The sequence below is a fragment of the Paenibacillus litoralis genome, assembly GCF_046244365.1.
GTDB lineage: Bacteria > Bacillota > Bacilli > Paenibacillales > NBRC-103111 > Paenibacillus_V.
The window spans coordinates 3,012,358-3,037,620 of sequence record NZ_CP176395.1 but is presented as its reverse complement, the minus strand read 5'-3'; the positions used below and the strand labels follow the sequence as shown (position 1 = coordinate 3,037,620).

Genomic DNA, 25,263 nt, shown 5'->3' with positions numbered 1-25,263 from the left:
ATTTGCTTCAATCTCAAATTCAGCTCCTGGTTCCTTCGGATACAAAGCATCGAAAACTGTTATTTCTCCAAGATAGGCCATGCCCCAAACAAAGGTTAAATAAGCCGCATATTACTGAAAGGTGCGGATATTAATGGCCTAGGGTGAGGGTATGGTCTATTGGAATAACAAGCTTGGCAAATACCGGGCGCTGCGGAATGATGCGGAACTGGCTCGACATCTACCTCGGACTTTCGTTTCCTCGAGAACGAACGTTCAAAGGATGCTGGCGAAGCATAAAGCCGTTTATTTAAAGCCAAATCACGGTACCGGAGGCTTCGGTATCTATAAACTGAGTCGCGGCGATCGAGGTTATCGTCTGCAGAACGGTACGCGCAGCCGGTCGTTCGATACATTCGACGGGGCGTATGCGGTATTCATGAAGGGGGCCATGAAAAAAACATACCTGGTGCAGAAGTGCATCCCACTGCTGCGCTATAAGGGACGTCCGTTCGATCTGCGCATCATGGTGCAGAGAAATGATCGCGGAAAATGGGACGTAACGGGAATGGTGGGACGGTTGGCCAGGCCCCACAAGATCGTGACCAACTACCACAACGGCGGCAAGCCGATGCCGGTCCGCGAGCTGTTATCGCCGCATATACCCGCAGCGAAGCAGGATCCCTATTTGAAGCGGCTAAATTCACTAAGTCTACGAATCAGCACTCATTTGAAGAGATTCTTTCCGCGTTTTCGGGCATATGGGGTCGATTTGGGAATCGATGAGCACATGGTTCCTTGGATCATCGAAGTCAATACGCGGCCGGATAAATACATCTTCAACGCCCTCAAAGACAAGCGGATGTTTCGCAAAATTTTGCGGTATGGCAGACTGCGCTAATCAAGTCCAGTGGCACCAAAAGCAAACGCTCCTCGTCCAATCGGACGAAGGGCGTTTTTTGGTTTTTCATCTCTTATGAAACGACACTACGCCGTTTGGCAGTTCGAGGCGGACGTTACCGCGATCGTACGCGAAACGGATCGCGCCGGTAATACTAAGAATTAGGTCGGCTTTCGTTCCAAATAAGAACACCCTGCGTTTCTCTGCAAAGTCTTATCCAAACTTTATTGCTTGACAGCGATAATTCGATCGACATACAAATACTTGATGACGCTAGAGTTAGGCGGCGCAAACCAAAGGTAATGATTCGATAAAGCCGGATCGTATTGATAAGTCCATGGGAACTCGACATAATGATATTCCCCATCGGCAAAGTCTGCGTAATTGGCCCAATCCGCATTCCCCATTGGCGGATAGATGCCATATTGAAAAGCATTATTGCCCGCTACGCCAGTTCCCGGATCAATGCGCACGTGAGCATACATCTTCCATTGTCCTTCCTTAGGCAGCGTGAGATTCGGCAATTGGATCGCCCATGCATTCGTATTACCTGGGACGCGAGCTGCTACATGGTCGGATGCCTTAGCATCTTGGACAAGCTTCGTGCCAACTGGCGTATGCAGGCGTAATGCATTATCTTGGAAGTCCAACCAATCAGATGTCGGTAAATTTTGCACAAATGATGGAACATCCGGTAACGTACGGCCTAATTCCATCATTTCATACAACAACTTAATCGATGTATTCGATTTGTAGTCAACGACATTAGCCGTATGGGTCTTAAAACGATTGAATCGATTCTCAAAGTCATAGTTCCAAGTAATATTGCGATCCGCGGCTTCTTTCATGAAGGACACACCACGCATTAAGATAATGTAGTCCACTTCCACGCGCGCCTTTTGAACATGATCGAGCATGATTGGATCATTTGCTGCTGCTGCAACCGCTTGTTCGAACAATGCGTCCGCCTGACGCATCATGTCAAAGTTCAAATAGGAGGATGTGATCGGTGTAGAACCTGAAAGTGTAGCATCGCTTTTTTCGAATGTATCCTGAAGCAACGCCAGATAAGCGCTAATATAAGGTGCAGCATCGCCATAGTAACCACGGACGAATTCGTCAATTAGCTGACGATAATCCAGACTTGGATTCCATAGCAGCTTCGCGGCTACCCAGGCACGCAAGTATGCAAAACCGGTTTCTCCCGGCGCATAAATATTTTGCATTTGTTGACCGAAATATCCTTTAACAGCAGGGAATTGCGATAGGAACTGAATATTTTCACCTATAGCGTACAAGTTCGGATAAGGCATTAGATAGCCGCCGCCATTAAAGTCTGTCAGGTAGTCCCAGACCATCATATTGCTAGAGATGTTCGCCCATTGTCTTGTATTATCCTCATAAAACTTATTCTCTGGACTTGTCAAGGCGCGTCCATGATCTTTGAAGATCGGCGCAGCAGTGATGACGACATTATCCTCGACTGTCATATTTGTCGGTGCGTCGTAGCTAAACATATAAGCAAGTGTACCAATACGCGCGTCAGGAATGGCAGCGCTTACCCTTCTGGCCACATCGTTGACTAAATCCAGCATTGGTGCCGCTAATGAGCCGCCATGTGCATCGGCGAACGCTTGACTTGCAGCATCTGGCAGCCAGATATCATCCATTTGGCTAAATCCGTAAGCGGCATCTTTGCCTTCACTGATACGCTGATTGATGATACTGGTCAGATTCGTGGCAGCGATCTGTCGCACATTCTCATCCATAGCCAATAGCTGCCGACCGGAATGATACTGGGTCTGAGGCACAACGCTGTAGAAATTATGCACACCGACTGGCCAGTAAGTCGACCAGCTATCGAGTCCAGCCTCTGATTGCGGCACATGCCTGTACCTATCCTTGTATTTGCCATTCAGCAAATTGTGCGCCCGGTAATGCTCGTTATTGCCATCGCTCACGTACATCTCGCGGTATTCGAAACGTGGAACCTGTATATCTGATCCCACCTCTACTTGCAGCTTTGAGCGATCGGGCACATAAGTATAATCTGGCGAGAACCATTTCACGCCAACGTACTGCTCAAGGAATGTATTCACACCATACATCGTACCGCGCGGGTGACTTCCTGCAATCACAATGTAGCGCGATGTGTTCCGTATGACAAATCCATCCTCTCCTAGCACATCGTTTGTAAGCTCGGGTACCAAGCCTTCGCTCATCGCATTGCGTCCCACAACAATGACATGACCATTCGGCGGTGATTGTCCCTCACTGAGTTGGAATGGCGCACCGGTTACTTGCTGCAGCATTTGAGCCAGCTCAAGCGCAGACTGCCGCTCCATGGCGTTGGCATTTTGATGAACAAACACTTGATACATGGCATTCCCATTGTTGGCAAGCATCACTTTTTTACTCTGAACATTATGCCCCTCGCCACTGCCATTATCGTAGCTTGCTTCGGCAAACACAAAGCTTTGGAATACCATAGATACTAAAATGAGAGAAAGAATGGGGATAATCAATTTGCGCAACATGAAATCTCCTCCATCTAAACTTTATTTTTACTCCCATAAGCTCTTACGCGTTTGACTCGTCCGACACACTCCATTGATTCAGTTGTGCAGCCGCTCTCGGAACTGCCCGGGCGTGATCCCAACCGTTTTCTTAAAATAGCGGATGAAGTTCTGGGAATTATGATAGTTCATCTTCTGAGCGATCTCAGCGATCGTCAAGTCCGTATTCTTCAGCAGCTCCTTCGAGACGTTCAGACGATATTCGCCTAAATAATCGCTGAAGTTCTCTCCGACTCCCCGGCGGAACGCCTTGCGCAAATAATCCGGATGAAAATTCAGCTCCTCCGCGCATTTTTCTAGCGTCAACTCGGTATCGTAGCGTTCATGAACGAGCTTCAGCATCTGCTCGGTGATGATCTGATACTGCAGCTGAGATTGCTCTTCCCGCCAGTTCACAAGCGGCCTCAATACCCGCTCCTCGAACCAAGCTTCAATATCGTCGATAGCATTCAGTTCAAACAATTGCTCGAACACGGTTTTGTTATCATGCATCAGCCCGCGGAGCGGATTCTCCGAATATAGGGAGTCCCCGACGAGGCCGATCAGGATGCGGACTAGATGAACCTGCAGCTCTCGGTAGTTGACATTCTCGGACAAAAGCCATTCGGTGATCCCGCGGAGCGAAGCTTGTGCCGCCGGGAGATCCATCTCGTTCACGGCTTGGAACAGCCGTTTCTCCAGCGCGGCCGGATACTTGACTTGAACGTCCCGGCTGGGGAACAGATCGCCGAAGAAGAACAGAGGTTGATCCACCGTTACACTTCGGTGCTTTAGCGATTCGCTCGCCTCCCTGAAGGCTCGATGCACATCCGAGAAGCGTTCACAGGGCTTGCTGACCCCAACCGCAGTTGTCAAACCCAGATTGTGTTGAACCAATTTGTTCAGCGTATTGGCGAATTTGACTATAGTTTGACGGAAAGCATGGTCCTCCTCTTGATCGTTACCGACAATCATGATTTGATACTGCCCGATAATAATCGGTTCCAGCCTCCACTTCTCGGGAAAGAGCTCGCACATCATATGGCTCAGGGCGAACATCAGCCTCTCCCAATCTTGATCCGCGTACTTCGATTGCTTCCAATCGCTGAACTGAACGGCTACGACCATCAGCCGGCTCCATTCGATATCCAATTGATAGAAATGTGCCTTCTGCTCCGCCTCCGATGGATTGACTTCTCCGATAAGCAGCTTGAACAGAAACAATTCCCTCAATTGCAGAACCTGTCCCTTTATCTGATCATTCATGCGGTCCTGTACGGAGATCAGCGATTCGATGCGGTTGCCGATCAATTGAAATTCGTCGGGCCGGTTCCCCCTGCCCCCTGCAGACAGGCCTCCCGCAGCCTCATACAGCCGGCGTATCGGTGTATAAACTCGACGGTTCATTAGTGTAGCGGCCAAGAGCGTTAAGAGCAGCACCCCTATGCAGGCAAGAAGCGTAATCCAGCGAATCGTCCGGGAGTCCTTCGTGATCTCGGCATTCGAATAGAAGGAGAAGTAATACCAGCCATTGTAGTTCGATTTTTTTACAACAGTGAAAAACTGTTCGTCATAGCGGAGTACGGCACTCGGCGAGTGCTTCAATGCCTCGGTCACCCGCTCCGCGAAAGGTTGACTTAGCCGATCGCCAAGCTCCAGCGTCCCCTCCGTCTTCGCCAGTACGTCGAAGCTGCTATTTGCTATCAGCTGCACATCGCTTCCTCCGGTGCCTTCAATCCGCTTCTCCAGCTGGTAGCGGGGGATCCGAATCCCAATAACGCCTGAAGGAGAGAGGGAGGCTAGTGGCGTCTTCTTAATCAGCAAGACCGAGCCTCCTTCATCCGTCCCCTCGTTTTTCCAATAAGAAGACTGATTGCCGGACGCATAGCTCGCCAGAAGATCGTGATCCGGCCGATCCGGAAGCAAGGTTACCCCGCGATTGTCGATCACCCAATTGTTAACGTAATTAACGTAGAAGACATCGCTGATCCCCATCTCAAAGCTTTGTATTCTGGACAGCTGCACGGAGAGTTCTTGAAACGATTGAAACAGCTTCCGGTTCGTTGGCTCCCAACCGGCGGCGTCCTGCAACAGAAGAGAATTGGCCAACTGCGTAACATAGAAATCAATGGTCGTGAAGAGCTGCTCCAAGCGCAATTCCGTTTCGGTCAACAATTGTACGTTCTGCTGATCGACCTGTCTCTGAATTTTGCTGGAGAAGAAGTAGTACGCAAAGCTGCCTAATGCAAGTACCGGGATTGTCCCGACAAGGATACTAATGATCATTAACCGAATCAGGAATCGGGGAGACCTGAATTTCATGCTGCTACCTCCCAAGAATCATGTCATGTACACGTATTCGGGAGTGTGACCGCATTCACCTGCCATAGAACCCAGTCAAACTAATCTTCAATTCCTTCGACAACAACTGCTGTGTGAAGCTCCAATCGGGGAACGAAGAAGCTGATACGGTCTTGCTCCCTCGTGAACTCGAGCTCGGTGCCTTCCGGTTGCAGCAGGACACGAGTCGCTCGTACGCCAAGCGACACCCGTATATTGGCTATGGGAGCGATTTCCTCAATAAATGATTTGGAGCCCGACGCTTTATCTTCCCGAACGTTAATAAGATGCACAATGAGACGGGACAGCTCCCGCTGCCGCATAACGTTGACCTCCACGCTGAGCGGCGCTTCCACTACAACCCTAGGGTTGGAATAGAGCTTCCTCAGACTGTTCAAGTAAACATTTCGCAGCCAAGGAGAGCCGGAACTCCAGTAAGCCGCCTCGATTGGGCCGGCGATATACAAGCAAGCTCCTTTCCCCACAGTCTGGAACGTAATGGCAGGGTCGAGCGTGCGTCGGGCCGGATGGGCATGCTGGTGGTACACATGCCGCTTCACCGTCGTTTCCAGGGCAGGCTCCGTCAGGCCGCACAGCACTTCCGCCGAAGTCGGCACAACCCGTAGGGATCGCTGGTCAGCATGCTTGAGCAAGATCGGCATGCTTGGTACATCTTTCCCGAGGCTCGAATCGACCGAATCGAGATACATAAGGCTGTAAGCCGATTCATCCCGGAATTGTACGCCGAATACATCGGCAAGACCGAAGTCCGCCTCTCGTTCGCCGTCCGACTTGTAAAGCGATGTCCGTCCTGAAGCGAGCAGACGGCCGCCGTTCTGGACATATTCGCGGATGCGGCGTTGAACGGCCTCGGATAAATAAGCCTGATCCGGCACGATCAGCAGTTCATAGCGCTCCAGTCTTTCCAGTAGGTGCGTTTCGTCGATAATGTCGAAATGGATATGGCCTTCGGTCAGAATGCGATGTATGCCTTGAAGATGTGCTTCGTATTTACTGGCGAGCGCGGTATCTTCCAGCATCCGCTTGTTCCCAATGGCGAACAGAACGGCGGCCATCGGTTCGCTCTCGGCTTCCAACAGCCAGGGCTCCAGAGCCTGCACCCAAGCGTTGGCTTCGCCAATGGCATTCATGACTGGAGCAGGTATGCGGCCCTTATACTCACCGGATGGATAAGCTACGTGCCCGAAGCTGATGGAGCCGCCGTTCGCGACCGCGATGGCAGCTGTCGTCAATAGGGTCGGAATGGGCGCAAGCGTCCATTCCCCCCAGCTGCCCATCTCGCTTGGCATCATCAGCTCGAACGGCTTGCCGAACGACCGCTTCCAACGGGCGAGCAGGCTGCCGTAAGCATAATGCGGGGGATGGAACTCAGACGTGAAATAATCGGCGTACTTGTCTGCCTCTACCTGGCCGAATTGTGGGTCGCCAGCATGATTCCAGCCAATTAACAGCTCAGGATTAAGCGCTTTAAGCCTTGCTGCTGCATCCCGCATGAAATGCAGCCGGATATCCCGCCGAAACAACTGCCACTGCGCCATCTCCTTTGTACCAGGCTCCGGCGATACCGGCATGGCGTACCCAAATCGAGACTTATAGCGATGCTGACAGTATTCGCAATAGCAGCTGTTTGCCCATACATAGGAGATATCGAAAAAGAAGCCCGACACCTCGTAATTACCGGCGATTTCTTCTAATTGGCCGTACACATAGTCCCGATAAGGCGAATTCATGCACAGTAAGTCGTAAAATCCGAATGCCTCTGTCACTGGCTCTTGGTCAGCCGTCCGCTGCCGATAATCGGGATTCTGCTGGGCGACGTGCGTGTTCAACCCTACATTGTAGTAGGCGATCAGGCGGATGCCGTGACGCTTCGCCGCAGCCGACGCCTCGGCCAGCATATCGCCCTTCAGCCTGGCATTCTTATGTCCAATCCGTGTGTCGTAATAGCTGTTGCCGAACGCATCCTTCGTCATGAACGTAATCGTCTGCATGCCAGCTGCAGCGGCGCCCGTCATATACGATTCCACATCCAGACTCACTTCAGGAATCGCTTCGCCGGCGTGGAAATCAAACAAGCCCCGGCGAAACGTCCGTTTGTATAGATCACTGTCCATTTTGCCCTCCCGTTACTTGTGCGTCTTGGCGTATTCAGCCGTGTATTCTTCCGTAATCTTGTCGCCGCCGTTCTTCCGCCAGCTTTCGATTGTGCTCTTCCACCCGGCTTCGTCCAGCTCGCCGATAATAAATTTATTACGCGCATCAGTGATTTGCTTATCCAGCTGTGCCCCCTTCTCCACATACGTTGCCGAGATGTAGGGTACGGAAAGATCGAACACGGCCTTCTTTTCGTTATCCACCAAAATTTGTTTCCACTTGGTTTCGAGCGGGGAGTCTCCTTTCTTAGGTCCGAAGAGCCCCAATTTGACCATGATCTGATTCAGGGGATTGATCTCGTTGTTGTACAATTCCGTATTGATCTTGGGGATACCGTTCTCCATTGTATACGTGTTCCCCTCCACCCCATACAAGGTCAGATCGATCATTGCCTGATCCGTCATTTTATCAAAAAATTGCAGCACATCCTTCAAATCCTGCTCCGTTTTCACGCTGCTCTTCGGGAACATAAGCGTGCCCCCGAAAGCAGCGCTGCCATTGGCGAACTCGCCCTTAGGTCCCTTAACCCCTGTTGATACATCCAGCACCGCGTTAGGGTTCAATTTCTTCAGATCGGCAAACAATGCGGTTGTTACGCTGTCAACTGCCGAATTAATCACCATCCCTGCTTTGCCCTGATTAATATTGGCCACGTAGCCGTCTTTGACGATCATGAAGTCCTGGTTCATCAACTTCTCGCTGTACAGCCGTTTCGTGAACTGCATCGCTTCGAAGTACTCAGGAGTGGTGAAATCAGGGATCAGCTTGCCCTCTTTCACACCCCATCTGTTCGGAGCTCCGAAGAAGATGGCCAGGTCGCCAAATGCATTGCCGTTATCACTAAGCCCGAAAGTATCGTTCTTGCCGTTCTTGTCCGGATCTTTGTTCGTAAACGCTTGCAGGATCGTATAGAGATCATCGGTCGTCTTCGGCGGCTGAAGCCCCAAATTGTCCAGCCAGTCTTTACGGAATATGATCCCCTCACGGCTGATCGGGCGCGTCCGCGGCAACGCGTAGAGCTTGCCGTCAACGGAAATGTTGCTCAAGATTTGCGGATTCAGCTTGCTCAGGTTCGGATAATCCTTTAAGTAACCGCCAATCTCCCAGAACATACCGGAACGGGTGCCATTGACAATGTTCGTCTGCTTGTTGTCGAGCACGATCAACACCTTCGGCATCGTACCGGAGGCAATTGTGGCATTAAGCTTCTCTTGGTAAGCCGCTCCCACAACCCAGTTCATCTCCAGCTTAACGCCGGTATACTCTTCGATCTTCTTAACAGCTGCACTATCGGCCTTAATGGGCTCAGTCGTGTACTGCGGGACCATGATGGACACCGTTATCTGTTTCTTGGGTGTACTTGTCGAACTTACCGCTGGCGTTGATGCATTTGGCGATTCGGAAGAACTGCAGCCAGCGATCGTCCCAACCAGCATGCCTGACGCAGCTGTCATAAGCGATATCTTTTTTATCGTGACTAGCTTCTTATTCATTTGATAACCCTCCCTGTATTTGTGCTCGTTATGGGCGGCACGCCCCTCAACCTTTTATGGAGCCAAGATAAAGCCCTTTGGCAAAATGCTTTTGCAAAAACGGATATACGCACAAAATAGGCATCATGGACACTACAATAACCGCCATCTTGATCGTTGCAGCGGGTGGCACTACGAACGAATCGCTGAACTGCGTCGAATCGCCGAATCCCCCTTGCGAGAGGATAACAATCTGCCTTAGCAAAACCTGAATGGGCCACTTGGAGGCATCATTGATGTACAGCACGGCCGAAAAATAACTGTTCCAGTGCGATACGGCGTAGAAAAGTGTCAATGTCGCCAGAGCTGGCTTGGAAAGCGGCAGGATGATTTTATAGAAAATCTGAAAATCGTTGCAGCCGTCAATCTTTGCGGATTCCTCCAAGCCATCCGGAAGCTGCTGGAAAAAGTTTTTGAGCACAATCAGATAAAAGGCGCTAATCGCTCCAGGGACAATTAAGGACAGGTAGGAATCCATCAAGCCCGCCTCCTTGACGACAAGGAAGGTCGGAATCATGCCCCCGCTGAATATCATCGAAAACGTAACAAGAAAGAGCACGCCCCGGCGGTAGCCCATATCTTTTCTGGCTAAAGGATAAGCCATCAAACTGGTCATCATCAGGTTCGCAAAGGTTCCAAAAAACGTGATCATGATCGAAACCCATAAGCTTCTGGAAATGGAGTTTGTCGAAAAAATATATTTGTATGCCGTAAAATCGAACTTGCTCGGAAACAACAGAAACGTATGCTTAGTCACCTCTTCCGAGGCGGCCAACGATGAAGCGATGACGTACAGGAAAGGCAGCAGTGTTACGAGCGAAACAAAGATTAAGAACAGGACATTTACCGTATCAAATATACGGCTGGAAAGGGAGAAGCTGCGGGTCATGGGTGCCACCGCCTCGTGTAGTTCAGCACAGTCAAAATATTCCGTCCTCCCCTGCTTTACGGGCACCGTAGTTGGCGGCGATCACCAGGATCGCTCCGATCACTGATTTGAATAAACCGACTGCGGTGCTGTAGCTGTAATTGCCCTGCTGAATGGCAACCGTATACACATACGTGTCAAATACCTCGCCCACCTCCCGATTCAAGGAATTCAGCATCAGGAAGATTTGCTCGAAGCCTGTATCCAGGAAGCTTCCTAACCGGAGGATAAGCAGGATGATGATGGTGCTTCGAATCGCAGGCAGGGTGACATGCCACATCCGGCGAATCCGACCTGCCCCATCGATCTTCGCTGCCTCGTATTGCTGTGGGTCGACTCCGCTGATGGCGGCAAGAAAAATAATAGTTCCCCATCCGGCCTCCTTCCAGATCACCTGGGAAGTGACCATCGTCCGGAACCAGGCCGAGCTCTGAAGTACATCCACCGGCTTCATGCCCGCGGAGGCCATCAGATGCGGAACGATACCGTCCTGAGTCGTAAAGAAAGTATAGCAAATGCCTATCACGACGACCCAGGAAATAAAATGCGGCAAATAGATGATCGTTTGTACCGTGCGCTTGAATGCTTCCAGCCGCAATTCATTCAAGAGTAATGCAAGAATAATCGGCAGTGGGAAAAAGAAAACGATGTTGTACAAAGCCAGCATGAGCGTATTGCGGAACAGCATCCAGAAGTCGGAGTCGCCGAAAAAGCGCTCGAAGTGGTCCAAGCCAACCCATTTACTGCCCAATATACCCAAAAACGGCTGATAATTCTGAAATGCAATGAGCACCCCCCACATCGGTAAATACTTGAAGACAAGAAAATAAACTAGTCCGGGGAGAATCATCGCATATAGCCATTTGTTGCGTATAAGTATGACCAAATGAAGTAAACCTCCTTTCCATATGGGATGAAATCGTTTGCATCCTCATGGTAGCCCCTCGGAATCGGTGCCGTCTATACTCATAACCGGGCATTGATGTTACGGTGAGGGGGGATAATCATTAGCGGTCTATTCTCCGCAGGGCGGCTTTGGACCTGATTATTCCCCGCCAACGTATGGTGCTACAAGTTGTCAAGACAGTATTTGACATAGTTTTCTCATGACATTTGGCATGACACCCTATTCTTTTGTTCCACTTATAAAGTAAACTTGCTGTAGAGTCAGCATCGTTGGAATGGTATAATTGGGTGTTACCTATGTGGGTATAAAAGGCGGAGGAGCTCATTGTAACACGAAACAGTTACGTCTTAATCGTTTTGGCTCTTTATCTTCGGCAATAGTTGGAACAGGTTTTCCACATAACAAGGAAAAGGTTATGCAAAAAGGCTCCCCCATTTTGCAATATCTGCAGCCATAGCACTTGATGGAGTTGTTTGGGCAGGGGTTGTGCATGCCCCTAACTTGCCTTACCGATGATTTCTCTGAGCCGGCGGTCACGTCGCGTTTTTATCAGTTATTTGGATGAGCCTGAGCACATAAAAAGTCATCCCTTATATCCAGCAATTAAGTTACTCAATAAGTTCATTTCCAAGGATGCTGGGGCAAAGGCCGGCCGCGTTCCTAGGTTGATGAGCTAACAGCGATTATTGATGATAAGGATCGTGAAATTGAGCATCTGAACCAAAAACTTAAAGAGGCAAAACAAGCAGAGCTTGCGGTTACCGAGGATTATATGATGTTGCTTCGCATCCTTGATCGCGCAAGAGCCTTAGGCGTATTGAATCAATCAGAAGCTGAGGACTCAAAAGTTTCATTTAAAATGGATGCAAACGGAAACCTAGAGAGAATTGGGTAGTCTACCGCATCATTTACGCAAAAGAAACCTGCTCCAATGAAGTGGAAGACTATAATGTCTGCCAACAGGGGAACGGAACTATTGGCTGACATTCGTATTATGAGGTCACCAGATCTTTCTGGTGGACCTCATTTTTGTGTGGTCGTAAGATAGCGGTAGCCGGGGATCGAACGTTTCTGCCCGTGGGAGCTAGATCCCGAGAGCTATACAGTTCATCCCCCCTACTTGTTAAACCATGATTAGGCTGGTTGGGACCATGATCCCGAATCACATGCGATAATGTGGACGACAAGAAGGTTAGGGGTTGCCGGCGAATATATTATCGGGAGTGGTTGAATGAACCCTGTCATTGGATTAGATGTATCTAAAGGGGAAAGTCATGCACAAGCTTTTTCAGATCGAGGAACGCCCTACGGAAAGACCTTTCGATTTGAGCACAATCTTGAGGGATTAGCGTCCTTCCTCCGTTTTGCTCAAATCGTGGAGTCTTTTGCTGGGCAACGTCCGGCCATTGTGTTAGAAGCAACGGGTCATTATCATAGTCCAGTTGTACAGTTTCTAGATGATCATCTATATCTGTATATAATTATCAATCCGTTACTTTCACACCAAGCGAAAAAGATGAATTTGCGTAAGGTGAAAACGGATGTGGCTGACGCATACCAGCTGGGTGAATTGTTCTACAAAGAAGAGCTGGAGCCTTACAAAAAACGGGGTCAGTATCTGATGAATCTGCGTTACCTGACACGGCAACATGAGTCACTGACTGAAATGTATGTCCAGGCAAAGCTGCAGTTTCAAGCGGTACTGGATCAAATCTTTCCAGAGTATCACGGCGTGTTTGGTGACCTTTATTCTAAGGTGTCGCTTCGTTTCCTGGCTCAGTATCCAACGTCTCAATCGGTGTTAGCGATGTCCGAGGAAAACGTTACGGCGAACATACAACGCCTTGTTGGACATGTCGCCTCGAACCGGTGGTCGCTGGAACGGGCACAGAAACTAAGGGCTGCAGCAGAGCGAAATCCCTTCAGAGAGACCGCTTTTCCGAGTCATTTAATCTCATTGGAGCTTTTCATCAATTTACTTCTTCAGTACCAGGAGCATCTAACGAAACTGGATAAATCGATAGAGGCCCTGGCTGAAGAATTACTGGAGTATGATTTAATCCAATCGATACCCGGCATTGGCACCAAAATTGCTGCAACAATTTTAGCTGAGATCGGAGAAATCGATCGGTTCGATCACGCAAAGAAACTGGTTGCGTTTGCCGGTATTGATCCCAGTGTCTTTTCTTCCGGCAAGTTTACAGCAACCCGAAATACAATCACCAAACGCGGTTCCAGGAGACTCCGGACAGCCTTATATCAAGCTGTGCGATGTGGTTTGCGAAGCTCACGTAATAAGAAAATCAGGGCTTATTACGACAAAAAGCGAGCAGAAGGTAAACTGTTTAAAGTAGCCGTGATCGCATGTGTAAATAAACTGATCCAATGGATTTATGCGATTTTGACCAAGAAAGAACCTTTCCGCTTTGACTGAGTAAACAAAGTTTGGACATCGAGGAAAACCTCCCCAAATTCTATGGGGTGGTTATTTGTCATGTGTTTTTACCAGTATAGCACCCTTCGTTTTCTTCATTAATAATTAAATATTGACAGGCTATTAGCTGGTATAGTTTAATGAAGCTGCCGAGATCGCTCCTTGGCAGCTTCATGATGGTGATATTGAACTAGCGTACCCGTTAGTTCAATCAGAAGTATTTTTAAACCCTTTACTAACGAAGGCGTATAGGATGATTAAGGCTATTATGATTAGGATAATGGGGATAGCGAAATTGATGCTAAGCAGAGATATCATGTTTAGTTGCACGACGGAAAACAGGATAACTATTAAGAACTCTGCGAATACTCCAATTCTCAAATATGAAAAAAAGTGTTATGAACACTTGGATTATCGTAGGCATAAACACAGAACTATAAGATTTAGCTGCATAGCGGTCTACGTTCCAACTGCTGTTGTAATGGATCGGAATCTGATCAGGAATCAGATCGTAGTTGCGTAGCACAGTTACAATACTAACAACAATAATTAAACCATGAATGAGGAACCAATTACTAGACAAGCCAATGTTTCTTTTCCGAAATCCAGTGTCCTCTGCCATGATCGATGGTTCCGGAGCAATAGGCAGCATAGGTAGTAAACTTTTCATTCTGAAATGATAGCTAATGTTTATGACTAGGGAGATTACGACCATGGCGAGTGAATAAGTGATAATGATCCAACTTTGTTGCTTGGAATGTTCATCACCGTTTATTAGGCAGTTGATACAAACAATGAATAGGATGGTATGCAAGGTAGCACTAATCCTAGCATATGACTTCCGCATCTGGCGCAGAGGCTCACTGTGGAATTGTACAGCGCTGACAGTGACCCCAAAACTAATCGTCTCTCTTGTTAAATAAGGCATGCTTACCATGAGTACAATGGTAGGTACAAATACAAAGATCATTACTATAACAGGCATTATCGTCATATCATTCACCTCCTCTTATACATAAGTGTGTATTCGAAAACTCTATAACCCTTATAGCATAGGCGATTCATCACTATGCCTTTTTGCGTATGATTATCCTATTAACTTAGGATAGGTAATCGACTTGAACATAAATTTAATTATAATCGATTTTAGTGACTATAAGGGTGAAATTCACATTTTATCCCACATTTTAATTGAGCATTCCTGCCCGTTAGCGTAACGATCGATCCTCGATAAATGCTTTTTTCCCTCAGTCCGGAAAATAAAAGGATCTACATATTAGTTATGCATAATATGTAGATCCCTTTATTTTAATAAATTTTTCTCAACCAAGGTCTTGATAATTTCCAGTCTAAGACTTTATTTTCTTTGATCAATACGTGGCCCAAATCAAATCACTTTCACCCTTTTCCATTGATTCGTCGGGAATGAGATCATGTTCTTGTCATAAAACGGCAATGGGATCAAGTTCTTGTCATCGCTGAATGACAAGAACTTGATCCCATAAAACAAAAAAGCCGCAATATTCGCGACTTTTAATGGGCTAATGTTCTTGTCACCCGACATGGATTTATTTAATTTATTTATGTCGGAGGACAAGAACATATGGCTAAATCAAATTGCCCCCACATCGTAAGAAGAAATATGGATCAGACACTCCAACAGTATTTGTTCTAAACAAATAAATACCTGCAACTGTTGAAGAAAACTGCCCTTTAGCTTAATAAAGAAAGGAGCAGATGCCACGGCGCCTGCTCCCTAATCTGATTAACTAAAGTTCCTTGTTAGCTTAAACCATGGCCCTCATCTATAATCCATGAGAACTCTTTAGAAATGGCAATAGCAACGTTAGATATGGCGTGTTCTAAAATGTCATTAATGTAGCTAGGTAAATCTATTTCGATTAAGTTTACTTCTTCAATACCCTCTAGTGTATCATACGCGTAGTTACCATCTAGTCCAGCTGGAATGCCTCTTAGCCTGATTTTCTCTCCATGGAGTTTTTTGCAAAATGTTAGGTGACTGACTTTTTCAAAACCCAAATTATTAATTAAGTATTGTTCCAAAATCCTCGACTTTACTTTTTTCGTGTAATCATCAGAATGGATACTTATATAGTCATACATTAATCTCACCTCACTAGTATTCCATATTCGTAATGAAACAATGGAATTCCTTCTATTAGCAGTTGCTCATTAACGCAAACTGCCCGTTAGCTTAATGGGACATTACGAGTCTAATACTTTATTTTCTTTCGACAACTGAACCAATCATATGGAGTGTACAATTATATTTTCTTAATAAAAAACACCAACGAATTTAAACTCCGTTAGTGTTTTCGTTAAAAACTATGAATAAGTAATAGTTTTATTTTGGAGTTGATTGTTTATATTCTTGATAAATAATCTGACCATCTGTATGAGTTGTGCTAAGGTTTCAAAATTAATTTCGTTCATTTTTCCTTTTATATCTTTACCGCTTCTATGAACAATATCGTGACGAATCGAAATAGCCTTTTCAATGATGGCTATATCTACTGAGAGCTCAACATCTAAAGTGTTTTTATATATATGTTTCACTTTTGGAATATTATGATAGATTACTTCCAGTAACACTGTTGATACTTTTTCTTTCACCTTTGAATAATGATCAAATATCTCGCTGTATTCATTGGCCTTTACTCCGACCGGACTTTCACCGGCAAGTTGTGTATTGACCCTGTCACTAGTGGAAGGGGTTAAACTGGGATCGGAAGCAAGATTCTAAATAAGGTGGGAGACGGGAATGAGTAATAAGTCTCCGAAACTAAGGGGGAAAATAATCGAAGACGCCATTCAACTGGCTGTTGAAACGGCGAGGCAATTGTATACGTAATGAATGCAAGCTTTAAAGGCGAAGTTGACTCCTTTGGAACGTGTTGGGCGACTTCTGGCGAACTGATGCCTGCCCTGCCCGTTAGGTGAGCAGAGACTGCCGTCCGAGCCCGCGGCAACCTCTTGATGTTGGTCATTGAACTCTCGTGTCCCGAGGGAGTTCAACAAAACTTAACTCTAATAGAAAAGTATAAATTAACAAAATTTAAATTCTGACTATTCATTTCAAATTCTTCGCCGCTGGTAGTGACGAGCAGGGAGTCAAGCATTTTTTGTTTCTTCAATATTACTGAGCGCGGTCCAGATTTCCTCGGCCTTGCTGATGAAGCTCCTGATATACCTTTGGCGAAAGACCTACCATTTTTTTGAAAGCCTTGCTGAATGAATGGACGGATTGGTATTGCAGAAGCTCCGCGATTTGCGTTACGCTTCTCCCGCCGTCCTGCAGCAGCCGGGTCGCTTTCATTATTCTTCTTTCGGCATAGAACGACTGCAGACTCATCCCCATTTCTTCCCTGAAAATATGCGAGAGATACGAATAGCTGTAGCCTAAAGCGGCGGATATTTCGCCAAGAACCTCCATTTGCAAAAGGCTGTAGTCGATATAATTTACGGCATTGTATACGATTTCCTTTTTGTTTCCTGTGGACGAATCCGGCAAATAGAAAGGATCCGCGGCAAAAAAATTTCGGTAAGCGCCTACAAGAATTTGATGCATGTAGCTTTCTAGCATCAGGTGGATGTACCGTCCCCCACATCTCAATTCGTTGAAAGCACCAGAGAAAGCGCCTTCAACCCCGTGCCGATCTTTACATACGGCGTGTTGGGCCTTTTGCAGCTTCTCTTGAAGCGGCGAAAAGGGTGTCTCTTGCAGCCCCGTCTCAGACAGGTCGAAGCTCAAGTGAAAGAAACGGAACGGTTCGCCTCCGTCCGCTTCGACACGGAACTCCTCACCCGGTATATGCACCGCAAGGTCGCCCGTCTTCATGGGCTGCCGCTTGCCGCGCGTTCGTATCCAGCCCTTCCCTGCGGAGATGCAGCTTATTCCGTAACCGTATTGGGTATGGGGCGCCGTTTCATGGCTGCTGCGGCAGTTTAATTCCCTTAACTGATGAACGGTAATGAAGGCATACTGACGCGGCGAATCCAGGAAAGATTTATCATAGCAGGTTGGTTGGCGGTCCAATTGGCTGGTCAGCATCTGCGGCTCCCTCCTCAACGTTCAGATCGGCATACCTATATTGTGCCGAAAAAGAAGCAACATTTTAATCATGCAATCTTATCTTTATAGGGAAAATGTTAAGGACTTTTCCCTTCATACAAGGATAAACGGCTTCGCCGTCCTAAACGCTTTCGAAGAAAGCGACTTCGTAAGCATACGCTTAAGGACAGGCGCGTTTACCGGGAAATCGAACAATCAGCGGAGGATATACTTTCTGAGAATTTCAAGGATAAACGCCTATAGCGTCTTTTGGAACGCCTGGCGTTTACCGCTGAAATATCAGCTATTTATTCTGTCAAACCTATAAATTCTGTTAGTTGGACAGAAAAAAGCCGGGCATCCGCCCGGCATTGCTTTATTTTTTCTTCTGTTTGGCATACCATTCGTTCACTTCTTTAATCACTTCTTCTCCGCCCTGCGCCTTCCATTGCTGCAGAAACTTATCATAGCCGTCAATCTTTTCTGCACCTGCGATTACCTTGATCATATAATCATTTTCCATCTTATATAGCTTCTGGGAATTGGCGGAGAACGCCGGAAGCGGCGGAGCAAAATGAAGCGGATCCCGCTTGGCGACCGAAATGCTCTTCTGAATGTCTTCAAAAGCCTGATACAGGTTCGGGTCTTTTCTTACGCGGACGAGCCATAAATCCGCATATGCTTTCGTATCGGTAGCGGTTTGGAACCAGTCGCTGTTTCCTCTGTCTTCATTGAATTTCGGAAGGATCGGGAACAGCTTGCCGTCCGCTTCTTTTTTGTAATGCACGTTATCGTCACCGATGGAGAGCGTCTTGAACAGCTCCGGCTGAACTTTCAGGTTCATATATTTCATGGCGTCCTCTTTATATTTGGACGCTTTCGGAATCGCGATATAGTAACCGACCGCGCCGCCTTGCAGCAAAGCGCCGGACACGCCATCCTTGCCCTTTAGCGGAGGGATTGTGGCAAGCTTGCTGTTCGGGAACGTTTTTTGCATAGCCGATACGATTGCCGGAGCCCCGGACCAGCCGTACATGATTATCCCGGCTTTGCCGCTCGTAAACTTCTGCTGCACAGTGTCAACCTTGTTAACAGGCCACTCCTGATCAAGCAGCCCTTCGGCATACAGCTTGCTCATGAAGGCAAGATACTCTTTCATCGCGGGATCTTCCAGCCTGTTGACGATTTTCCCGTTTTTGTCCATCCATTGGGTCGGAAGTCCGAACGCGCCTGTAATGTCCGTTATGCCGTTTAGCCCTGTCCATGGAATGATGTTTTTCTTCTCCTTGATCGCCTTCAACAGCTGATAAAACTCGTCGAGCGTCGTCGGCACTTTCATACCCAACTCGTCGAGCAGATCCTGGCGGATGCCTAGGGCGCCGCCTATGAATGCTCTCGGCTGCAGCTCAGGGATGCCGTATATTTTGCCGTCCAGCTTGGCGTTCTCGAACGCCTCGGCATTGCCGGTATCGAGCAGCGTCTTCCCGTACTTGTTCAGCAGGTCGTCCAGCGGCTCGAGCGCCCCTTGTGCGGCAAGCGTCCGGTACTGCACGGCGGACAGCTTCAAAATATCGTAAGGCTCCTTGTTCGCCATCAGCAGGTTCAGCTTGTCGTCTGCATTTTCGACGGGAAGCATTTCGTACTTCACTTTATAGCCGGTTTTCTCTTCCAGCATTTTGGCAACCGGATCGGCATTCGGATCCATATTGCGGTTGAAGCCGAGCTGTCGCAATTCCGGCTTCGGCTTCGCCGAGTCGCTGCTCGGCTTAGGCGACTCCGTTTTCCCGCTGCTGTTGCTGCCGCTGCCGCATCCGGCCACCATTCCGACCGCCAGCGTCACACATAGAGCGCTTACAAAACGTTTTTTCAAACCATTTCCCCCATCCATTTATAATAATTAGTACTTCATCTAAAATATACTATATTTTACTTATATTTGATTTGTCCTCACATGCTCATTTTGTTGTTCTCAGTCACCTTTTTGCTTCAAGTAGCCGGCGCTTTCCAAGCCATCTTCCTGCCGGACGTAAGGAAACGCGGGGAATGTAATCGTCGCCTTCGTTCCCGATCCATGCTCGCTGCTGTAGCTAAGCCCGTATTCCTCGCCGAAGTAGAGCTTTATCTTTTCGTTCACATTTTTGCTGCCGCAGCCGGATTGATGCCCGGATAACAACCGATCCAGTGTCAGCCGGCTCATCCCGACTCCGTCGTCCTCAACTGTAAATACGATCAGACCGTCTTCCAGCTTGCCGGTAATGCTTACATGCCCCCGCTTGATATCCTTCTCCTGAATACCGTGCAGAATCGCGTTCTCCACGATCGGCTGCAAAATGATTTTGACGGTAGCGCAATCGTATATATCCTCGCTGATGTCGAACGACGTTTGGATATGATTGGAGAACCGTTTATTCTGAATGTCGACGTATATTTTGACATGCGCCACTTCGTCCCGGATCGGAACGATATCTCTTCCGTTGTTGAGGCTCAATTTGAAAAACTTGGCCAATCCGGCTACGACCCAGCTAATATCGCGGGCTTTGTGCTTAAGCGCCATCCAGTTGACCATATCGAGCGTATTGTACAGAAAATGCGGGTTGATCTGCGCCTGTAGAGCCTTCAACTCGGCGTTCTTCTTGTAAACCTCCTCCTGATATTTCTCCTTGATCAGCCGTCTCATACTGGCCGTCATATGATTGAACCGCTGCTGCAGCTCGCCGATCTCGTCCGCGCTGTCGACGGTGATCCGACTGTCCCATTTTTCCTCTTCGATTCTGCGCATCGTTACGATCAGCTGACGTATTCTCCCCGTAATGCTATTCGAGATCAGGAAGGCGGTCAGCACCGCGATGCCGGTCACAAGCACGATCAACACAGTAAATACATTAATGATTTGTTTGTTCGGTTGTAAAATCTCTTCCAGCGGTATTAATGCAATGAGCTGCCAGTCGGTATTTTCGATCTGTTTGTAGCAAACGATGGACAACACGCCGCCGACCGTCATATTCCGGTAGCCTTCCTCTTCATCCCCGATCTCCTTGAAGTAGTTCGCGCTTGAAATGTTGCTTCCGATTTTCGTTTTGTCCATCCCGGAAATAATATTGCCTTCGCCGTCCACCAGGAACGCTTCACCGTGCTGGGTAATGTCCGTTTGCTTGATTACCTCGTAGAAGCTGTCCTCCAATATATCGATCGAAATCGCCCCGAGCAATTTTCCCGAAAATCCGCCGCTGTCGATCGTACGCATGCAAGATACGATATTTTGGACGCCGCGCTGGCTTCCGTAATCATAGGCATAGGTAGGACGGCAGTAAACGCCTCCCTTGCTGTCGATCACCTTCCGAAACCAGGGCGTATCGATATAATCCCGTACCCGCATGATGGTGACGTTCTCCCTGGAGAAAATGCCCTCGTGGTTGACAAACATCCGAATGCTGTAAATTTCTCTGCTGTTCTGCGCCGCCCCGACGATGTTAATAAGGTTGTTATAATCATCGATCTGCTCGCGGAGCGGGTATGTCTCCATCGGCTTGTTCAGAATCGCTTGAACTTCCTTGTTCATGAAAAGCATGCTGGACACGTCCCGGATATTGTTGAGTTTATAGGACAAAAACTTGTTCGCCTGTTCGAACGACTGCTTGGTCGACTCGATCACTTGCTTCTCCACGATTTGCGACGTTTTATAATAAGTCAGCAAAGCGACGATCGTAACCGGAACGAAAATCAGGAGCAAATACGACAAAAGAAGCTTGTGTTTGATTTTCATATTTTTGATGGCGTAACGAACGTTTGTCATGCTTATCATAAGGTGTCCCTATAATCGGAGGGCGTGTGCCCGGTGGATTTACGGAAAACTTTAGCAAAATAGTTCGGATCGGCATACCCGACTTTGACCGATATTTCATAAAGCTTCAGCCGCCTGTCCCGCAGCAGCTTTTTCGCGTTCTCCATTCTGACCTTCGTGATATAATCGTTGACCGATATACCTTTCTCCCTTTTGAACAAAATGCACATGTAGGTGGGCGTTAAATACACTTCCTTCGAAATCGATCCGATGGACAGATTCAGATGGTAGTTGGCATGTATGTATTGCACAATATCGCGGATGACCGATTTCTCCGTCAGATTACCTATTGTCGGCGCATTCTCGGCAATGGCTTCCAGTCTCCCGACAATAAACCGTCTGATCGAGGCCAAATCGCCGACCATGAACACCTTGGCCCACAGCTCTTCGTTCTCGTAATCGAATGCCGCTTCCGGGAACGATTTGGAAATGAGCAGGTAAACATGAAAAAGCCGCTTCCGCACTTGCTCAACCGGCGTGCCGCAGCTCGTCGCAAGCTCTTCCATCATGCTTTCGGCAATGCGGATCGCTTCGCCGATGTTCCGCATGTTCAGGCAGGCTTCCAGATGCTCGAACTGCCGTTTGTCGTAAATAAGCTGCGGAACGGCGAGGCGGTCCGCCTCCTTAAAGCGGATCAAGACGTTCCAGCCTTTAAAGAAATGCAGGTCAAGCGCTTTCATTGCCTGCGCGTAAGACGCCCTGGCGCCAACAGCCCCTTCACCCGCTTCCCCCATGGCAATCGCAAGCGCTGGACCGTCATTTGCGCTGTCCCGCAGCATTCGTTCGAGCATGCAGGAAATTTTGTCCATCCCCTCCGTCCCTTGAACGGCCGCAACCCCGACAACGTCCTCGCGGACTTCCCCGGCGATGCATGGCACCCCTTCCCGATCGGCCGAGCACTTTAATGCGGAAATGAAGGCCGGGTTCTCTTCTCGGTCCTTTATCCGGAAGACGCAGCATACGAGCTTATCACCTGAAAGTATGTTCGGGTTCGCGAGCCGCGTGTAAGGCCCGAGCGCTTCGGCCGCATCGTCCGTGCCGCAAAGCAGCTGCCCGAGCGTTTGGCTTTCGAGATAGGGCATCGTAAGATCGATACTGCGCAGCATCTGCTGCATGCGACGCTCCCGCTCGCTTTCCTCCTTGCACTCCTTGACCGTCTTGTGCAAGAGCTCCTGCAATTCATCCAGATTGACCGGCTTTTCCACATAGTCGACAGCATGGAGCTTGATGGCCGATTTCAGATAATGCGCGTCGGAATAACCGCTCAAGTAGATGATTTTGCATTTCGGCAGCTGCTCCATCAGCTTCTGCCCGAGATGGATACCGTCCATTCTCGGCATTCTCACATCGCACAAAGCGATATCCGGCTGCACGGCCGTCGCGAGTTCCAGCCCTTCCAGCCCGTCCGCAGCGGTTCCCGCCACCTCGGCGCCGATTTCGTCCCACGGAATAAATTCGATCAATCCGTCCCGCGTTATTTGTTCGTCATCGACAATGATAACTTTAATCATAGACCGCCCTCCGTCTTGCCATAGATGGATGAGGAAATCGAAGCAGGCACCAGATTCCTATTATTTCCTATTATCACGCATCATTCGACAAATGGAAAGCACGACTACCCTTTAACGGAGCCGATCATGACTCCCTTGACAAAGTATTTTTGCAGAAACGGATACACGCACAAGATCGGCAGCGTCGCCGTAATAATAGAAGCGGCTCGAACGGCCTCCGGCGTCTTGTTCAGGTCGCTGCCGAGATCAACGGTTCCCGACTGCCGGAGGACGTCGTCCGTCGCCGCAATCAATTCCTTCAAATACAGCTGCAGCGGCTTAAGCTCCGGCGTGCTGATGTAAAGCATGGCCGAAAAATAGCTGTTCCACATGCCGACGGCATAAAACAAGGCGATCGTCGCGAGCACCGGCTTGGATAAAGGCAGCATGATGGAGAATAGTACCCGGAAATTGGACGCTCCGTCAAGCTTCGCCGATTCTTCCAATCCTTCGGGCATATTTTCGAAATGACTTTTGATAATGAGCAAATAGAACACGCTGATAAGGCCGGGAAGAATAAGCGCCCCGATCGTATTGATCAGTCCCAGCTTCTGCACCAGCAAGTAGTTCGGAATAATGCCGCCGCTGAACAGCATCGTGAAAATGTACACGATCATGATCGTTTTTCTTCCCTTGAAGGAAGGCTTGGATAAAGGATAGGCAGCCAGGACCGTCATCAGGAGAGACAGGAACGTTCCGAGGACCGTAATCAGAACCGTTATTTTAAAGGAGTTCAGAAACAGCTTGTTGGCCAGCACCAGCCGATACGTGCCTGTCTGAAAATCAATCGGGAAAATCGTTACGAGCCCGGAAATAACGGCAGCCTCGCTGCTTAACGATTTGGCGATGATGTTAAGGAAAGGAAACAGCGCCGTCACGCCCAAAACGATAAAAAAGACGTAGTTGAAGACCGAAAATAGACGCTCGCCGGCCGACATCCTCATATATCCCGGGCTTCTTCGCTTACGTCCGACGCTTGCCCTGTTGTTTGCACTCGTATCGCTCATCACCAAATGCTCCTCCCCATATATTTTCGGCATAAAAAGTTTCCGCTTATGATCAAAATAAACGCCGCCACCGAATCGAAAAATCCGACCGCCGTCGAAAAGCTGTAGTCCGACGTACCGATCCCGACCCGGTAAACGTAGGTTCCGATTACATCCGCCACATCGTAGACGACCGGATTGTACATGACCAATATTTGCTCCGTCCCCGCCTCGAGCAGATGGCCGAGCCGCAGGATCAGCATCAGCACGATGATCGGCGTCATGCCAGGCAGGGTGACATGCCAGATTTGTCTGAATTTGCTGGCACCGTCGATCTTCGCGGCTTCATAGAGCTGCGGATCGATTGAAGTAATGGCGGCTAAATACACGATCGTTCCCCAACCCACTTCCTTCCACCCCTCGGTAAACACAAGCAACGGCCTGAAAATGCCCGGATCCATAAAGAACGGAATCGGCGAACCGCCCAGCTTCACGATAATCGCATTCACGATGCCGCCATTGATGGACAGTAAATTCAGGAATAAACCGCTTACAATGACCCATGAAATAAAATGGGGCAGATAGATGACGGATTGCACCACCCGCTTAAACGTCATTTGGCGCAGCTCGTTTAGTAAAATAGCCAGAATAATGGGCGCAGGGAACAAGAAAACAAGCTTATTTACGCTAATGACAAGCGTATTTCGAAACACGGCGAAAAACTGATCGCTCATGAACAGCTTGTTGAAATTGTCGAACCCGACCCAAGGGCTGCCCGTTATCCCTTTGAAAATGCTGAACTTCTGAAACGCGATAATCAGTCCGTACATCGGGGTATATTTGAAAATGAGCAGAAACAGCAACCCCGGTATGGCCATCAAATACAAATCCCAATCTTTTCGAATCTCCGCCAAGCTTTTCTTTTTGTTCGCGGGCTTCGGTTTTGACGCGGCACCGCTTTGAGAAACAATCTCCATATGCTCCATCCTCCCACAGCGTCACTACGCATATGTTTATTGTGCAAAAGCGAGCGCTTGATTGTAATACCGTAATCTTATGATAA

Annotated in this window: 17 protein-coding genes; 2 read left to right on the top strand and 15 right to left on the bottom strand. The window is 48.3% G+C overall.

The annotated features are described in order from the left end of the window. Positions 1 to 151: 151 nt before the first annotated feature. On the top strand, positions 152 to 880 hold the full coding sequence (locus ACKGJP_RS12180; RefSeq protein ID WP_409345907.1) for a YheC/YheD family protein: 729 nt from the start codon (positions 152 to 154) through the stop codon (positions 878 to 880). A 224-nt stretch (positions 881 to 1,104) separates the two neighbouring features. Here ACKGJP_RS12180 and ACKGJP_RS12175 read toward each other — a convergent pair whose 3' ends face one another. The 6 genes from ACKGJP_RS12175 to ACKGJP_RS12150 form a co-directional block, all read right to left on the bottom strand. Next, complete coding sequence (locus tag ACKGJP_RS12175) at positions 1,105 to 3,417, bottom strand: DUF4838 domain-containing protein (RefSeq protein ID WP_409345906.1); 2,313 nt, start codon at positions 3,415 to 3,417, stop codon at positions 1,105 to 1,107. A 78-nt stretch (positions 3,418 to 3,495) separates the two neighbouring features. After that, entirely contained in the window at positions 3,496 to 5,757 is a 2,262-nt protein-coding gene (locus ACKGJP_RS12170) for a helix-turn-helix domain-containing protein (RefSeq protein ID WP_409345905.1), read from the bottom strand. Between the two features lie 80 nt (positions 5,758 to 5,837). Then, positions 5,838 to 7,910, bottom strand: a complete 2,073-nt coding sequence (locus tag ACKGJP_RS12165; protein ID WP_409345904.1) for a beta-galactosidase trimerization domain-containing protein — start codon at positions 7,908 to 7,910, stop codon at positions 5,838 to 5,840. 12 nt (positions 7,911 to 7,922) lie between these two features. Further along, on the bottom strand, positions 7,923 to 9,443 hold the full coding sequence (locus tag ACKGJP_RS12160; RefSeq protein WP_409345903.1) for an extracellular solute-binding protein: 1,521 nt from the start codon (positions 9,441 to 9,443) through the stop codon (positions 7,923 to 7,925). Between the two features lie 46 nt (positions 9,444 to 9,489). After that, positions 9,490 to 10,371, bottom strand: a complete 882-nt coding sequence (locus ACKGJP_RS12155; protein ID WP_409345902.1) for a carbohydrate ABC transporter permease — start codon at positions 10,369 to 10,371, stop codon at positions 9,490 to 9,492. 31 nt (positions 10,372 to 10,402) lie between these two features. Beyond that, positions 10,403 to 11,260: an ABC transporter permease gene (locus ACKGJP_RS12150; RefSeq protein WP_409347141.1), complete on the bottom strand. Its 858-nt coding sequence runs from the start codon at positions 11,258 to 11,260 to the stop codon at positions 10,403 to 10,405. Positions 11,261 to 12,548: 1,288 nt separating this feature from the next. Here ACKGJP_RS12150 and ACKGJP_RS12145 point away from each other — a divergent pair. Further along, positions 12,549 to 13,751, top strand: a complete 1,203-nt coding sequence (locus ACKGJP_RS12145; RefSeq protein ID WP_409345901.1) for an IS110 family transposase — start codon at positions 12,549 to 12,551, stop codon at positions 13,749 to 13,751. Positions 13,752 to 14,052: 301 nt separating this feature from the next. Here the strand turns inward: ACKGJP_RS12145 and ACKGJP_RS12140 are convergent, their stop codons facing one another. The 9 genes from ACKGJP_RS12140 to ACKGJP_RS12100 form a co-directional block, all read right to left on the bottom strand. Beyond that, positions 14,053 to 14,745 (bottom strand): DUF1648 domain-containing protein, encoded by a 693-nt coding sequence (locus ACKGJP_RS12140; RefSeq protein ID WP_409345900.1) that lies wholly within the window; start codon positions 14,743 to 14,745, stop codon positions 14,053 to 14,055. Positions 14,746 to 15,533: 788 nt separating this feature from the next. Next, positions 15,534 to 15,875 carry a hypothetical protein gene (locus ACKGJP_RS12135; RefSeq protein ID WP_409345899.1) on the bottom strand — a complete coding sequence of 114 codons (342 nt, stop codon included), beginning with the start codon at positions 15,873 to 15,875 and terminating at the stop codon, positions 15,534 to 15,536. Positions 15,876 to 16,097: 222 nt separating this feature from the next. Next, positions 16,098 to 16,364: a hypothetical protein gene (locus ACKGJP_RS12130; protein WP_409345898.1), complete on the bottom strand. Its 267-nt coding sequence runs from the start codon at positions 16,362 to 16,364 to the stop codon at positions 16,098 to 16,100. Positions 16,365 to 16,908: 544 nt separating this feature from the next. Continuing rightward, positions 16,909 to 17,823 carry an AraC family transcriptional regulator gene (locus tag ACKGJP_RS12125; protein ID WP_409345897.1) on the bottom strand — a complete coding sequence of 305 codons (915 nt, stop codon included), beginning with the start codon at positions 17,821 to 17,823 and terminating at the stop codon, positions 16,909 to 16,911. Between the two features lie 376 nt (positions 17,824 to 18,199). After that, complete coding sequence (locus tag ACKGJP_RS12120; protein ID WP_409345896.1) at positions 18,200 to 19,693, bottom strand: extracellular solute-binding protein; 1,494 nt, start codon at positions 19,691 to 19,693, stop codon at positions 18,200 to 18,202. Positions 19,694 to 19,792: 99 nt separating this feature from the next. Further along, complete coding sequence (locus ACKGJP_RS12115) at positions 19,793 to 21,625, bottom strand: sensor histidine kinase (RefSeq protein WP_409345895.1); 1,833 nt, start codon at positions 21,623 to 21,625, stop codon at positions 19,793 to 19,795. Next, positions 21,622 to 23,175, bottom strand: a complete 1,554-nt coding sequence (locus tag ACKGJP_RS12110) for a response regulator (RefSeq protein WP_409345894.1) — start codon at positions 23,173 to 23,175, stop codon at positions 21,622 to 21,624. Before ACKGJP_RS12110 ends, ACKGJP_RS12115 begins: the two co-directional genes overlap by 4 nt. Before the next feature lie 104 nt (positions 23,176 to 23,279). Next, positions 23,280 to 24,221: a carbohydrate ABC transporter permease gene (locus ACKGJP_RS12105; protein ID WP_409345893.1), complete on the bottom strand. Its 942-nt coding sequence runs from the start codon at positions 24,219 to 24,221 to the stop codon at positions 23,280 to 23,282. Next, entirely contained in the window at positions 24,221 to 25,177 is a 957-nt protein-coding gene (locus ACKGJP_RS12100) for an ABC transporter permease (RefSeq protein WP_409345892.1), read from the bottom strand. Before ACKGJP_RS12100 ends, ACKGJP_RS12105 begins: the two co-directional genes overlap by 1 nt. Between the last annotated feature and the right edge of the window lie 86 nt (positions 25,178 to 25,263).

Coding starts and splice junctions, on each gene's coding strand:
- ACKGJP_RS12180 (WP_409345907.1), top strand. CDS start 152: ATGGTCTATTGGAATAACAAGCTTGGCAAATACCGGGCGCTGCGGAAT.
- ACKGJP_RS12175 (WP_409345906.1), bottom strand. CDS start 3,417: ATGTTGCGCAAATTGATTATCCCCATTCTTTCTCTCATTTTAGTATCT.
- ACKGJP_RS12170 (WP_409345905.1), bottom strand. CDS start 5,757: ATGAAATTCAGGTCTCCCCGATTCCTGATTCGGTTAATGATCATTAGT.
- ACKGJP_RS12165 (WP_409345904.1), bottom strand. CDS start 7,910: ATGGACAGTGATCTATACAAACGGACGTTTCGCCGGGGCTTGTTTGAT.
- ACKGJP_RS12160 (WP_409345903.1), bottom strand. CDS start 9,443: ATGAATAAGAAGCTAGTCACGATAAAAAAGATATCGCTTATGACAGCT.
- ACKGJP_RS12155 (WP_409345902.1), bottom strand. CDS start 10,371: ATGACCCGCAGCTTCTCCCTTTCCAGCCGTATATTTGATACGGTAAAT.
- ACKGJP_RS12150 (WP_409347141.1), bottom strand. CDS start 11,260: ATGATTCTCCCCGGACTAGTTTATTTTCTTGTCTTCAAGTATTTACCG.
- ACKGJP_RS12145 (WP_409345901.1), top strand. CDS start 12,549: ATGAACCCTGTCATTGGATTAGATGTATCTAAAGGGGAAAGTCATGCA.
- ACKGJP_RS12140 (WP_409345900.1), bottom strand. CDS start 14,745: ATGACGATAATGCCTGTTATAGTAATGATCTTTGTATTTGTACCTACC.
- ACKGJP_RS12135 (WP_409345899.1), bottom strand. CDS start 15,875: ATGTATGACTATATAAGTATCCATTCTGATGATTACACGAAAAAAGTA.
- ACKGJP_RS12125 (WP_409345897.1), bottom strand. CDS start 17,823: ATGCTGACCAGCCAATTGGACCGCCAACCAACCTGCTATGATAAATCT.
- ACKGJP_RS12115 (WP_409345895.1), bottom strand. CDS start 21,625: ATGATAAGCATGACAAACGTTCGTTACGCCATCAAAAATATGAAAATC.
- ACKGJP_RS12110 (WP_409345894.1), bottom strand. CDS start 23,175: ATGATTAAAGTTATCATTGTCGATGACGAACAAATAACGCGGGACGGA.
- ACKGJP_RS12105 (WP_409345893.1), bottom strand. CDS start 24,221: ATGAGCGATACGAGTGCAAACAACAGGGCAAGCGTCGGACGTAAGCGA.
- ACKGJP_RS12100 (WP_409345892.1), bottom strand. CDS start 25,177: ATGGAGATTGTTTCTCAAAGCGGTGCCGCGTCAAAACCGAAGCCCGCG.